The 14,219-nt window shown below is 46.4% G+C and carries 7 protein-coding genes; 2 read left to right on the forward strand and 5 right to left on the reverse strand.

What is annotated here, in order from left to right:
* The first annotated feature begins 2 nt into the window (after positions 1–2).
* The gene (locus IEY09_RS04960; protein WP_188870127.1) at positions 3–3,083 is read left to right on the forward strand and encodes an efflux RND transporter permease subunit; all 3,081 of its coding nucleotides are present in this window, start codon (positions 3–5) and stop codon (positions 3,081–3,083) included.
* Here the strand turns inward: IEY09_RS04960 and IEY09_RS04965 are convergent.
* A complete protein-coding gene (locus tag IEY09_RS04965) occupies positions 3,068–3,313 on the reverse strand; it encodes an HP1242/YdcH family protein (protein WP_047534029.1) in 246 nt (81 codons plus the stop codon). The genes IEY09_RS04960 and IEY09_RS04965 overlap by 16 nt on opposite strands.
* A 270-nt stretch (positions 3,314–3,583) precedes the next feature.
* On the opposite strand from IEY09_RS04965, the gene IEY09_RS04970 reads away from it, so the two are divergent.
* Positions 3,584–5,587: a methyl-accepting chemotaxis protein gene (locus IEY09_RS04970; protein WP_037420650.1), complete on the forward strand. Its 2,004-nt coding sequence runs from the start codon at positions 3,584–3,586 to the stop codon at positions 5,585–5,587.
* Between the two features lie 537 nt (positions 5,588–6,124).
* On the opposite strand, the gene cydX is transcribed toward IEY09_RS04970, so the two are convergent.
* From cydX to purL, 4 genes are all read right to left on the reverse strand, one after another.
* The gene (gene cydX, locus IEY09_RS04975) at positions 6,125–6,241 is read right to left on the reverse strand and encodes a cytochrome bd-I oxidase subunit CydX (protein WP_011622029.1); all 117 of its coding nucleotides are present in this window, start codon (positions 6,239–6,241) and stop codon (positions 6,125–6,127) included.
* A gap of 18 nt (positions 6,242–6,259) precedes the next feature.
* Positions 6,260–7,399, reverse strand: coding sequence for a cytochrome d ubiquinol oxidase subunit II (gene cydB, locus IEY09_RS04980; RefSeq protein ID WP_037420654.1), 1,140 nt, complete (start codon positions 7,397–7,399; stop codon positions 6,260–6,262).
* A 15-nt stretch (positions 7,400–7,414) separates the two neighbouring features.
* Positions 7,415–8,971, reverse strand: coding sequence for a cytochrome ubiquinol oxidase subunit I (locus IEY09_RS04985; protein WP_037420657.1), 1,557 nt, complete (start codon positions 8,969–8,971; stop codon positions 7,415–7,417).
* A 1,239-nt stretch (positions 8,972–10,210) separates the two neighbouring features.
* The gene (gene purL, locus IEY09_RS04990; protein WP_188870294.1) at positions 10,211–14,092 is read right to left on the reverse strand and encodes a phosphoribosylformylglycinamidine synthase; all 3,882 of its coding nucleotides are present in this window, start codon (positions 14,090–14,092) and stop codon (positions 10,211–10,213) included.
* Positions 14,093–14,219 lie beyond the last annotated feature (127 nt).

The following is a 14,219-nucleotide window of genomic DNA, read 5'->3' on the forward strand; positions in this document are numbered from 1 at the left end:
TCATGATTAAAGCCTTCGTCGAAAATGGTCGCTTAGTCAGCCTAGTGATCGCCCTACTACTGGTCGCGGGATTTGGCGCGATGTCCAGTTTGCCTCGCACCGAAGATCCACATATCACCAACCGCTTTGCCTCTGTCATCACTCCTTATCCCGGCGCTTCCGCCGAGCGGGTCGAGGCGCTTGTCACCGAAGTATTAGAAAATCAATTACGTCGCCTTGAGGAAATAAAGCTGATTCAATCCACCTCAAGACCCGGTATCTCGGTGATCCAGTTAGAGCTCAAAGACACAGTGACAGATACTGCGCCTGTGTGGTCAAGGGCGAGAGATCTGCTGGCCGATGCCAGAAACACCCTCCCCGATGACATACAGACACCGACCTTAGACGATCAAGTCGGCTACGCCTACACCGCGATTTTAAGCCTAGTGTGGAACGATAACAGTCAACCTAGGGTGGATATGCTCAACCGCTATGCCAAGGAATTACAAAGCAGGCTCAGACTCTTATCCGGCACCGATTTCGTTAAACTCTACGGCGCACCCGAGGAAGAAATCCTAGTCCAGCTCGATGGCTATAAGATGAGCCAGTTGCAATTAACGCCGGGTACCATAGCGAAAATCTTAAGCAGCGCCGACAGTAAAATTGCCGCAGGCGAGATCAATAACAATCACTTTCGCGCCCTTGTCGAAGTCTCGGGTGAGCTCGATTCGCAGAACCGTATTCGCCAAGTACCACTTAAAGTCGATAACGATGGGCAAATCATTCGTCTAGGCGATATTGCGACTATCAGCCGCCAAGCTAAAAAACCAGCAGATAGCATCGCTCTCGTTGACGGCGAGCAAAGCGTGTTTGTCGCAGCGCGAATGTTGAATAACACCCGTGTTGATATCTGGCAAGGACAAGTCAAGCAACTGGTCGATGAGCTCAACAACGAGCTTCCCGCAAATATCAAAGTGCAATGGTTATTTGAGCAAAACAGTTACACCAGTGACCGGCTTGGCGGACTCGTTATCAACCTAATACAAGGGTTTGTGATTATTCTCACCGTCTTACTGCTGACCTTGGGCTTAAGAAACGCGATTATCGTTGCCCTGTCGCTTCCCTTAACCGCCCTGTTTACCTTAGCCTGCATGAAATATATCGGCCTACCCATTCATCAAATGTCGGTCACAGGTCTAGTCGTCGCCCTTGGGATCATGGTGGACAATGCCATTGTAATTGTTGATGCCATTTCCCAGCGCCGCCAACAGGGTATGAGTCGCTTAAACGCTGTGACTGAGACCTTACATCACCTGTGGTTGCCTTTGGCGGGCTCAACGATTACCACTATTCTAGCCTTTGCGCCGATCGTATTAATGCCCGGCGCAGCCGGAGAGTTTGTGAGTGGCATCGCTATATCGGTAATGTTTGCACTCTTTGGCTCCTATGTAATTTCCCATACTTTGATCGCCGGTCTTGCGGGACGCTTTAGCCTCGAAGGTAAACATCCTGTCTGGTATCAGCATGGTATCAATGTGCCTTTAGTAAGCGGTTACTTTCAAGCAAGCCTAAGATTTGCGCTCAATCGCCCACTACTGAGCGCTACGCTTATCGGGATAATACCGCTGTTAGGTTTTTACGCTTCAGGCAAGATGACTGAGCAGTTTTTCCCGCCATCGGATCGGGATATGTTCCAAATTGAGCTGTATCTCGCCCCCCATGTCAGCCTCGAAAACACCTTAAACCAAGTGCTATTGATGGATAAGCAGTTGCATCAAATCGAGGGTATCAGCCAAGTCGATTGGGTTGTGGGTGGCAATACCCCTTCGTTTTATTACAACTTAACTCAGCGCCAACAGGGGGCCACTAACTATGCCCAAGCTATGGTGAAAGCCAGCGACTTTGAGCGCGCCAACGCCCTTATCCCAGAGTTGCAGCAAAGCTTGGATAAAGACTTTCCAGAAGCGCAGGTGCTGGTGCGTAAACTGGAGCAAGGCCCGCCCTTTAATGCCCCGGTCGAGTTGATGATTTTTGGCCCTAATCTGGAAACATTACGCACCTTGGGTGATGAAATCCGTCATATTTTGGCTGCAACGCCCGATGTGATCCACACCCGCGCAACCTTGAGTGCAGGGTCACCAAAGGTATGGCTACAGGTCAATGAAGATGCGAGCTTAATCAGCGGATTAAGCCTGACGGATATTGCTAGACAAGTCCAAATGTCTACAACTGGAGTGATTGGCGGCAGCGTGTTAGAACAAACCGAGTCACTTCCTATACGCGTGCGTCTAGGTGAGAGTAGCCGCGAGCAGGCGAGCCGTATTGCGGAAATCCAGCTCATGACCCCTTCGGGCACTGCCGTTCCTTTATCTGCACTGTCCCACAACGAGGTGCAAGTCAGTCGCGGGGCGATCCCTAGGCGTAATGGTCAACGCGTCAACACGATCGAAGCCTATATCGTCAGCGGGGTATTACCTGCCCAAGTTTTAAATGATGTAAAAGATAAAGTGGCCGCAATCAAACTACCGGCAGGTTATCGGATTGAAATTGGCGGCGAAAGCGCTAAACGCAATGAAGCGGTAGGTAATCTACTGTCTAATATCATTTTAGTGGTTACCTTATTGCTGGCCACAGTTGTCTTGTCCTTTAACTCCTTTAGGCTAACAGCGATTATTTTACTGAGCGCATTACAGTCGGCGGGGCTTGGGCTACTTGCGGTCTATGTTTTTGGTTATCCCTTTGGCTTCCCTGTGATCATCGCGCTACTCGGCCTAATGGGGCTTGCGATCAACGCGGCGATTGTGATTTTGGCTGAGCTGGAAGATACACCAAATGGCAGAGCGGGAGATAAAGCTGTAATTATCAATATTGTCAGCGGCTGTGGTCGGCATATCAGCTCAACCACAATCACGACGGTGGGGGGATTTATTCCGCTGATTATTGCAGGTGGCGGATTTTGGCCGCCCTTTGCCATCGCTATCGCGGGAGGCACCTTGCTAACAACCTTACTATCACTCGTTTGGGTGCCAACCATGTATCTACTACTAATGAAAAACCGCAATAGGTTAGATACATCGCCGTTGTCGCCTCAAATAGCATCATGAACCAGATATTGATACAACTTATCTTTAAGGTGAAGCCGTTCTAATTTTAAGGCCACAAAGTGCTCATCATTGGTGGGCACTTTGGTTAACTCTAGAGCACGAATTTTATGGTCTAACTCATGGTAACGCTGCGCCATGGTCGCGAAAATTGCATTGTTTTTTTTAAGATGATGAATATGGTCAGCAAAATCTGGAAACTCATAAATTAACGCATGATTTTCACCCAACATAGTGTCACTCCTTGTCGTCTTGTATTGGTTCGATTGCGATAAGCCATGGGAAGTCATCCATTTACCCCAAAACTTATCACTCTAGACCGCATTCCCCATCGCAAAGTGCTATATTCCTATCCGCTAAAATAAAGCAAAGTTATCGTGGTAGGAATTGGCAATATGTCAGCGAACTATCTATAAATAATAGAAAATCTTAGACCCATATCAAGACCATGACGTAAAAGTTAGGTTACATTAGCGTTAACCTTTACCCTATAGGATCGCAGAATGAACTATAAAAATTGGCCTATTGCAAAACAGATCGGTGCTCTCGCGTTTGCCCTTACCCTTATTATTTTCTGTATACTCAGTACTCTTTCCTATAAATCCGCTTCAAATGTGCTCGAGGACAAAGGCATTAGTGCCATGAAAGCCGAAATGCACGCTGTATCCGATATGCTTGAGCTTCAATACGATAGCTTGTTGCAACTAGCAAGACGCAATGCCGATGTATTTAAAGAAATGTATCCTGGTCAATTCAGTATCTTGGATAAAACGGTCAATGTACTTGGCGTAAACACGCCTGCATTGCTACATGAAAAAGAACAAATCAACTCTTCAAAGAGTAAAGTTGACCGTTTTGCTAACCTCACAGGTGGCACCGCTACGGTCTTTGCTCTCGCTGGAGATGATTTTGTTCGTATTGCAACCTCCCTTAAAAAACCCGATGGCAGCCGCGCCTTAGGTACCTTTTTAGGTAAAACCCATCCAGGTTATCCGACCTTAATCAAGGGCGAGGTTTATGAAGGTTACGCCAAACTTTTTGGTAAAGACTACATGACCGTCTATCGACCCATTAAGGATCTCCAAGGAAAAGTGATTGGGATCTTATATATCGGTTTTGAAATCACGCAATCCTTAACTCAATTACAAGATGCGGTGAATAAAATCACTCTAGAAGAAACTGGCCATTTCCTATTAATGCGTAAGATAGACAACGTTCTCGTCGCTCATCCCAAATTTAATACTGGCGAACCTGTGACAGAGTCTATGCTTGATGGCTTAACCCTCAGCCAAGCCACCCAAGATCAAGCTGAATGGCGTTATAGCAACAGCAAAAACCAACCGATGTTTGCTTACAGTCAAAGTGTTAACGGTTGGAACTGGATGCTGATTGGTCAAGTTAACGCAAATGAATTAAATGAAGAAAGCCTTCTCTTATTGACGATTAATGCCATTGTGGCCGTCTCAGGCATAGTGTTAATTACCGTACTACTGTCCTTAGTGCTACTGCGCTCACTCAAGCCTTTGCACACACTCCAACACCATATGGAAATCTTAGGTTCAGGAGACTTTAGTCACCACCTCCCCGCATCAGCTTTAGGTAGTCAAAACGAAGTCGATAAGATCACCACAAGTGTTTCCACTATGTCATCGGAACTGCGTCAATTAATCAGTGCCTTGCAAGCTTCGGTGCAGAGTATTGAACAGCAGGCATCAAAAGCGCAGCGTATTGCCAAACAAAATGGCGAAGAAGCTCAAGCGTTGATGCAGCAAACGGATCAAATTGCTACGGCAATTGAGGAAATGTCCACTTCAATCCGCGATGTAGCAAATCACGCTCAAGAGGGTGCAACTCAAAGCCAACAGGTCGATATCGCCGCGAAAGAAGGTCAACAACAACAAGTACGCTTAGTACAAGACCTACTTAAATTAAGCCAACAGCTTAGTCAAAGTCACCAAGCCGTAGAGAAAGTTAGCCAAGAAAGTGAAGCGATCAGCAAAGTCACAGAAGTGATTAACAGTATTGCCGAGCAAACCAACCTACTTGCTCTCAACGCAGCCATTGAAGCGGCCAGAGCTGGTGAACAAGGGCGTGGTTTTGCCGTGGTCGCAGATGAAGTCCGCACTTTAGCTCAACGGACGCAATCATCGATTTTGGAAATTGGTCAAACAATCGATAAGCTTCAAAGCCAAGTTAAAACGACAACAAACCAAATGTCGCAAAGCCATCAACTGGGTATTGCATCGGCAAATCAAGGGGAAGAAACAGGCAAACAACTTGAGGAAATTACCCGCAGGATTGGAGAACTTGCGATTAGCTCGCGCAATATTGCTTCTGCGACGGAGCAGCAAAGCAGTGTTGCCCAAGAGATCACCCATAATCTGCATCAAATTAGTGAACTTGCCAATGAAGGAGAGCATAGAGCGGCTGAAACAGTAAACTCGGCAAATGAGTTATCTTCCCTCGCCGTCGCGCTTAAGCAGCAAATTAGCCAATTTAAGGCTTAACCAATACTACTAAAATTAAGCCCCAAACTCTAAATGCCGCCCAACTGGGCGGTATTTTTTATCACTTTATCAAAGCCTAGTTGATGTATTGAGGCAAGATGTTGTTCGCTCTAGCCATTTCGACCTCGTAAAACGCGCAGCAATGTGCCGTAACTCTCCTCACACAGCAAGTGACAAATAGCGAACGAGCCAGACGCCTGTTTGACTAGCGTTTCTGCGGCATTATCGTTCGTTTAGGTAACATCAAACTCCGACATTACCTAGCATCCCTCCAACCGCTGATCCCCTAACACATCAGCACGCAATAGAAACTTTGCCTCTCATGTTGTTACGATTGATTTAACCATTTTCAACGGCACAGACTTATCCCCTGCTATCGATAATTTCAGTCATAATCTTCCCTCCTTAAACAGGCTTATTGTCTATGCATGCGAATAAGCAGCGTGTTTAGGATTAGCGTACTGGTATTTTTTTATTCCAATAAAAAACCCTGCAGATGCAGGGTTTTAGATGATTTACGCTGTTGGAGTTTAGCGATTACTCAGCGTCATCGCTTGAGCGGTCCATATTCTCAGTGTTTTCAAGCCACAGGGCGTTGATCACACCAAAGGAACAGGCTAACAAAACCCCTAATATCCACGTGAAATACCACATAGTAGATGCTCCTTAATTCTAATAGAGTGAGGCTTTGTTATCTTCAATATGTTTGCGGTTTAAACGACCAAACATCTTGAAGTAAGTCCATACAGTGTAACTTAACACGATTGGAACGAAGATAATCGCCGCCCAAGTCATCACAGTTAATGTCATTTCACTCGCAGTCGCATCCCACATGGTTAAGCTCACGTTAGGATCTAATGAAGATGGCATAACGAATGGGAACATTGCTGCACCACAAGTTAAGATCACCATCGCCACAGTCAGCGAGCTAAATAAGAATGCGAAACCTGAACGATTTAAGCGACTCACCACAATCACTAACAGTGGTAATGCCACACCTAATACTGGGAACAGCATAGTAATAGGATACTTATCGTAGTTGGCTAACCAAGCGCCAGACTCAACCGCAACGGTTTTCAGCGTTGGGTTTGACAGTGCATGGTGGTCAAGGGTTGAAGTGATAACATAACCATCAATACCATTGGCTAACCACACACCCGCAGCGGCAAATAATACTGCCACTAACAGTGCACATAGCTGAGTCGCATTCGCGGCACGTACACGCAGCTCACCGTCGGTCTTCATTTGCAGCCAAGCAGCGCCTTGCATCATAAACATGCTCACGCTCACTAAGCCCGCCAGTAAACCGAATGGGTTCAACAGGCCAAATAAACCACCGTGATAAGTCGCACGCAGGAACTCATCGAAATTGAATGGTACACCTTGGAGTAAGTTACCGAAGGCCACACCGATGATCAGCGGTGGAATAAAGCCACCACAGAACAACGCCCAGTCCCACGATTTACGCCATTTTGGATTTTCAATCTTAGAGCGATAGTCAAATCCAACTGGACGGGTATACAAGGCAAACAGCACTAACATCATGGCCACATAGAAGCCAGAGAAAGATACTGCATATACCATAGGCCATGCCGCAAATAAGGCACCACCTGCGGTGATTAACCATACTTGGTTACCATCCCAATGGGGGGCAATAGTGTTGACCATAATACGGCGCTCAGTATCGTCTTTACCGATAATCGGTAATAGTGCACCCACGCCCATGTCAAAACCGTCAGTGACCGCAAATCCGATGAACAGTACGCCGATCAGAGCCCACCAGATAACTCTCAATATTTCATAATCAAACATAATGAAATCCTCTGCTTAGGCTTCTAGTTTCTCGAAGTGATAACGACCAGTCTTTAAGCTGCTAGGGCCAAGACGGGCAAACTTAAGCATCAAGAATATCTCGATCACCAGCAGCACAGTGTAGAACAGTGAAATCGAAATAATACTGAACCACAGATCCCCAGTCGTTAGACTCGAAGCAGACATAAAGGTCGGCAGAACCTCAGAGATGGTCCAAGGTTGACGGCCATATTCAGCCACAAACCAACCACACTCGATCGCAATCCAAGGTAATGGCAAGCTAAAGAGCGCCGCTTTAAGAACCCATTTCTTCTCTTCGATTTGATGACGTGTGCTTTGCCAGAAGGCCGCAGCGAACACAATCAACATCACAAAGCCTAAGCCAACCATCACACGGAAGCTCCAGAAAATCGGTGCCACGTTCGGGATAGAATCCTTCGCAGCCGCTTTGATTTGCTCTTCTGTCGCATCAACTACGTTGTCGGTGTAACGTTTCAGCAGTAAGCCGTAACCTAAGTCAACTTTAGCCGCTTCGAATGCTTCACGTAATTCTGGAGACTTATCACCAGCGCGCAGTTTCACCAGCATCTCATAGGCTTTCATACCGTTGCGGATACGCACTTCGTGTTCTGCCACTAAGTCACGTAAACCAGTCACTTCTTCATCTAAAGAACGTGTTGCCACGATACCCATAGCGTAAGGGATCTTCACCGCGAAATCGGTGTGCATGGTTTCTTGATTTGGGAAACCAACTGCAGTAAAGGCCGCAGGAGCAGGCTCTGTGTGCCACTCAGCTTCGATTGCCGCTAACTTAACGCGCTGCGCCTCACCCACTTTATAACCTGATTCGTCACCCAGAACGATAACAGACAGGATAGATGCCATACCAAAGCTGGCGGCAATCGCAAATGAACGACGGGCAAAAGGTAAGTCACGTTTCTTCAGAATGTAGTAAGAGCTGATCGCTAATACGAACATTGCACCTGTTACATAGCCAGAAGCCACAGTGTGAACAAACTTCACCTGTGCAACAGGGTTGAAGATAACATCAGCAAAGCTGGTCATTTCCATACGCATGGTTTCGTAATTGAACACGCTACCTACAGGGTTTTGCATCCAACCGTTTGCTACCAGAATCCACAATGCGGAGAAGTTGGAACCAAAAGCCACCAACCAAGTTGTCGCTAAATGTTGACGTTTTGAGAAACGATCCCAACCGAAGAAGAACATACCTACGAAGGTCGATTCTAAGAAGAATGCCATTAAACCTTCGATAGCCAGCGGTGCACCAAAGATGTCACCTACATAGTGTGAATAGTAAGACCAGTTAGTACCAAACTGGAATTCCATCGCTAAACCCGTTGATACACCCAAGGCAAAGTTGATACCAAACAACTTACCCCAGAACTTAGTCATATCTTTATAAATTTGTTTATCAGTCATCACATAGAGTGATTCCATGATAGCCAGCAAAAATGCCAACCCCAAGGTTAAGGGAACAAACAGGAAGTGATACATGGCTGTCAGCGCAAACTGTAGCCGCGATAGCTCAACAACCTCTTCAACAATCATCGGTGACTCCTTACGTGGTGCGTCCAATTGCTACGACAACATGAGCCATTCATAGCAAGTGCCTTTGTAGGATAGTGAGTTTTCATTTTGTGTTTATAGCTGAAGCCAGTATAAACCGTTAAATATCATCTTTTTCATTACATCGAGGCAGCAAGGCCTAAAAATCCCCTTTTTCCTTGCATACTGAGACCCTAGTCACACTATCGCTCGGCTTTGAGACTTCCACCTCACCACCCAATCCTACAAATGATCCCATCGATATAAATATCAGATAGTTAAGATATTTAATCGCTTTCATTTGTGAGTATTTTATACCACCCGCCTTTGATTCAAATCAATCAAACTCAGGGGTTTAGATGGGTTTTGCGGCAGGGCACACACTTCACTTTGACACCCTATTGACAGGAAATAAAATATGAAGTAGAGAACAAGATTAAAAGAATTAAAAAATAAACTTTTAAGCACTTTAGTACAAATTACTACCATAACCAGCAAAAACAACAAAAAACAAATAAAAAACAACATTAACACTAATAAAACAATAATCATAAAAAATGCAAACACACAAAATAAACTAATATAAACAATAAGTTAAAAAGACATAAAGGATTGGCAAAAAAAACAAATCAACTAATATTAATTAGTTTTTTTAATGATTAATTGTATTTTTTCTCGTTTGAGAGTGACTGTGAGATTGGTTAATATATCTCCTGTGTTAAGGAGACGGTTTGGTACGACTGGTGAAGTGTCCCAGACAAGCCCAACTCCGCGCACATAGGTCTAACTTTGGTGTGGAGAAAGAGATATGACAAACTTATTCGAACGTCTGGTTAACAGCTATAAGCGTGTTTTTGTTGAACTTTATACAGCGCATGAGCTGTAATCGTTCACCGCTTACTCTGAAATAATACTGATTTGATTTGAAGTTTTGTTAGCGCAAAACGAGCCCCCTTCTCGATGAGTTGGGGGCTTTTTATTTTTATTGTCCGCAGATTGCAGGCATTAAAGCAGTTAAAAAATGGCAATAAGGTTTTGTTTCACTTGTGTGAACTACTTATTAAGAGGTATTTAGATGATTAAGTCGGTATTTTTCAAATTGACTGCATTAGAAAAAAAGCATATAAAGCTAACATATTAAAATATATTATTTTTTTAAAAGATGCGTTTTATATATAAAAAAGGAGCGAAAATTTTCGCTCCTTTTTAGTCACTTAAGTGATGGTTTTATCAATAAAAACCTTAGCCTAAGTTGACTCGCGCATTGCGGAACATCCGCATCCATGGGCTGTCTTCACCCCAGTTATCTGGGTGCCACGAGTTCGCAACCGTTCTAAATACACGCTCAGGGTGTGGCATCATCAAGGTCACACGGCCATCAGTAGTACAGATACCGGTTAACCCGTTTGGCGAGCCGTTCGGGTTTTGTGGGTATTGAGTCGCGATCTCGCCTTTACCATTCACAAAACGCAGCGCAATGGTGCCAGAAGCCTCTGCTAAGGCCAGCGCCTGTGCACTAGCAAACTCAGCATGTCCTTCACCGTGGGATACAGCGATTGGCATACGTGAACCCACCATACCTTGGAAGAACAATGACGGACTTTGCTGCACTTCAACCAAGCTGAAACGTGCTTCAAAACGCTCAGAGCGGTTACGCACGAAACGTGGCCAATGCTCGCTACCAGGAATAATTTCCTTCAGATTTGACAGCATTTGACAGCCGTTACACACGCCGAGCGCAAAGCTTGAGTCACGTTCAAAGAAACGTGAAAACTCATCGCGAGCACGCTCGTTAAACAGAATCGACTTAGCCCAACCTTCACCGGCACCTAATACGTCACCGTAGGAGAAGCCACCACAGGCCACTAGACCTTGGAACTCTTCAAGGCTAATGCGGCCTGACAGAATGTCAGACATATGCACGTCGCGGCTTTCAAACCCTGCGCGATCAAACGCAGCAGCCATTTCGACATGGGAGTTTACGCCCTGCTCACGCAGGATTGCCATTTTAGGTGCAGCACCTTTAAGGATATAAGGCGCAGCAACGTCTTCACTTGGGTCAAAGCTTAACTTAACCGTTAAACCTAAGTCAGTTTCATCCTGCTTAAGCTTAAATTCTTCTAATGCACAGGCTGGGTTATCACGCAGCGCTTGCATACGGTAAGTGGTTTCTGACCACACAGTGCGCAGTGCAACACGGGTTTCACTGAACACTTCACGCTCACCCTCTTTAATGGTGATGCGTTGATCATCGGCTAGCGTTCCGATCACATGGCAAGGTACGCCAGCGATGGCAAACTGAGCGGCGATTTTGGCAGCGTTATCGCGGCTCACTTGCAGCACAGCGCCAAGCTCTTCATTAAAGAGTATTTCTAAATCAGTGCCCTGTAGATCTTCTATATCAATGTCTAAGCCAGTGTTACCCGCAAAGGCCATTTCCACCAAGGTCGTGAATAAACCACCATCGCTACGATCGTGGTAAGCAATCACTAACTTATTAGCCACCAGCTTTTGCATGGTTTCGAAGAAACCACGTAACAGTGCAGCATCGTCTAAGTCTGGTGCGACATCGCCTAACTCACCGTAAACCTGCGCTAAACAAGAACCGCCTAAGCGGTTTTGGCCCGCGCCCAAATCAACTAGCAATAAAGAGGTTTCACCTTTATCGCTGCGCAGCTCTGGCGTCACGGTATTACGAATATCCTGCACCACACCAAAGGCCGTGATAACCAATGACATTGGTGATGTCACGGTTTTATTCACACCATCTTGCTGCCATGCGGTTTTCATCGACATGGAGTCTTTACCGACAGGGATGGTCAGGCTCAGTTCTGGACACAGCTCTTCACCCACGGCCTTAACCGCTTCATAAAGACCCGCATCTTCGCCAGGGTGACCTGCGGCCGACATCCAGTTAGCCGACAGTTTGATACGTTTGAACGAACCAATATCCGCACCCGCGATGTTCATAATCGATTCGGCCACCGCCATACGGGCAGAGGCGCCAAAATCGAGCAGTGCCAGCGGCGTACGTTCACCCAGTGACATGGCTTCACCGGCGTAGGTGTCAAAGCTTGCCGCCGTTACCGAGCAGTCAGCCACTGGCACCTGCCATGGGCCAACCATTTGGTCACGGTTCACTAGACCCGTTACTGTGCGGTCACCAATAGTGATCAGGAAGGTTTTGTCCGCCACTGTTGGCAAGCTAAGAATGCGTTTAACCGCATCTTTAATATCGATATTGCTTTGCTCAAGTGCAGGTGAAACCGCCTTTTTAGACACCACATTACGGCTCATCTTAGGCGCTTTACCTAATAACACCTCGAGTGGTAAATCGATGGGATTGTTATCGAAATGGCTGTCGGCTAGGGTTAAATGCTGCTCTTGCGTCGCCTCGCCCACTACCGCAAACGGTGCGCGCTCACGCTCACAAATTGCAGTAAATAAAGGCAAGTCTTCGGCAGCAACCGAAAGTACATAACGTTCCTGCGATTCGTTACACCAGATCTCCAGCGGGCTCATGCCCGGCTCGTCCGATGGCACATTGCGCAGATTGAAGATACCACCACGGCCGCCATCATTCACTAACTCAGGGAATGCGTTAGATAAACCACCCGCGCCCACATCATGGATAAATTGGATTGGGTTTTTATCGCCTAACTGCCAGCAGCGGTCGATCACTTCCTGACAGCGGCGCTCCATTTCTGGGTTTTCACGCTGTACTGACGCAAAGTCTAAATCTTCGCTCGATTGACCTGACGCCATCGAAGAAGCCGCGCCGCCGCCCAGACCGATATTCATCGCAGGGCCACCGAGTACGATCAGCTTAGCACCGACGGTGATTTCGCCTTTTTGTACATGCTCTTCGCGAATATTACCTAAACCACCCGCTAACATAATGGGCTTATGATAACCACGGACTTCTACGCCGTTGTGGCTAGAGACTTCTTGCTCATAGGTACGGAAGTAACCTAACAGGGCTGGACGACCAAACTCGTTGTTAAACGCGGCGCCGCCTAATGGGCCTTCGGTCATAATATCCAGAGCGCTAACGATGCGATCCGGCTTACCATAATTACCTTCCCAAGGTTGAACAAAACCTGGGATTTTTAAATTCGATACGCTAAAGCCAGTTAAACCCGCTTTAGGCTTAGAGCCACGACCAGTTGCACCTTCGTCACGGATCTCACCACCTGAACCCGTCGCCGCACCAGGGTATGGACTGATTGCCGTAGGATGGTTGTGGGTTTCCACTTTCATCAGTACGTGCATTGGTTCAGTGTGATAGCTATAAACACCGTTTGGATCGGGGAAGAAACGTCCCGCAACCGAACCTTCCATCACAGCAGCATTATCTTTATAGGCAGATAACACGTGGTCGGGTGTGGTTTCAAAGGTATTTTTAATCATTTTGAACAGAGACTTAGGCTGCGCCTCACCATCAATTGTCCAATCTGCGTTAAAAATCTTGTGACGGCAGTGCTCAGAGTTAGCCTGAGCAAACATCATCAGTTCGATATCATTTGGATTGCGGTTCAAACGGACAAAGTTTTCGACTAAATAATCGATTTCATCTTCAGCAAGCGCCAGACCCATTTCGACGTTGGCCACTTCAAGGGCTCGGCGACCTTCAGCCAACACGTTCACACTCTTGAAAGGCGCCGGTTCAGTGCGTTTAAACAGCACATCGGCCTTTGCAAAATCGTCCAGAACCACTTCAACCATACGGTCGTGCAATAACCCTTTAAGGGTTTGTTGCTGCTCGGCAGTCAAAGTGTCTGACTCCACATAATAGGCAACACCACGTTCCAAACGCTTTACCTTACCTAGACCACAATTGTGGGCAATATCAGTAGCTTTTGAAGACCATGGGGAAATTGTGCCGGGGCGGGGAGTAACAAACAGGAGTGAACCTTGGGGGGTATGGGCTTCGATAGCAGGTCCATAGGTGAGAATTTTTTCAAGTTGCTTGCGCTCATTGGTCTCAAGCAACTCGCTCAAATCCGCTAAATGAACATACTCAGCATAGATTTGGCGTACCGGAAGCGCAGCGTTTACGCAGGCCTCCATTAGCTTTTGCACTCTAAACGTCGAGAGTGCTGGGGCTCCGCGGATGATCTCCATCACGTCAATTCACCTTATATTTATAATTGCAGGGGTCAGAGATGGCGCTATTATAGGGAAATGTCTGTCACAAATCACCTGTGACCTTACGCAAAACAGTGTTTCCTATAAGATAAAAAGCAAACCT

The sequence above is a fragment of the Shewanella xiamenensis genome, assembly GCF_014647135.1.
GTDB classification, from domain to species: Bacteria; Pseudomonadota; Gammaproteobacteria; order Enterobacterales; family Shewanellaceae; genus Shewanella; species Shewanella xiamenensis.

Coding starts and splice junctions, on each gene's coding strand:
- cydB (WP_037420654.1), bottom strand. CDS start 7,399: ATGTTTGATTATGAAATATTGAGAGTTATCTGGTGGGCTCTGATCGGC.
- purL (WP_188870294.1), bottom strand. CDS start 14,092: ATGGAGATCATCCGCGGAGCCCCAGCACTCTCGACGTTTAGAGTGCAA.
- IEY09_RS04965 (WP_047534029.1), bottom strand. CDS start 3,313: ATGTTGGGTGAAAATCATGCGTTAATTTATGAGTTTCCAGATTTTGCT.
- IEY09_RS04985 (WP_037420657.1), bottom strand. CDS start 8,971: ATGATTGTTGAAGAGGTTGTTGAGCTATCGCGGCTACAGTTTGCGCTG.
- IEY09_RS04970 (WP_037420650.1), top strand. CDS start 3,584: ATGAACTATAAAAATTGGCCTATTGCAAAACAGATCGGTGCTCTCGCG.
- cydX (WP_011622029.1), bottom strand. CDS start 6,241: ATGTGGTATTTCACGTGGATATTAGGGGTTTTGTTAGCCTGTTCCTTT.
- IEY09_RS04960 (WP_188870127.1), top strand. CDS start 3: ATGATTAAAGCCTTCGTCGAAAATGGTCGCTTAGTCAGCCTAGTGATC.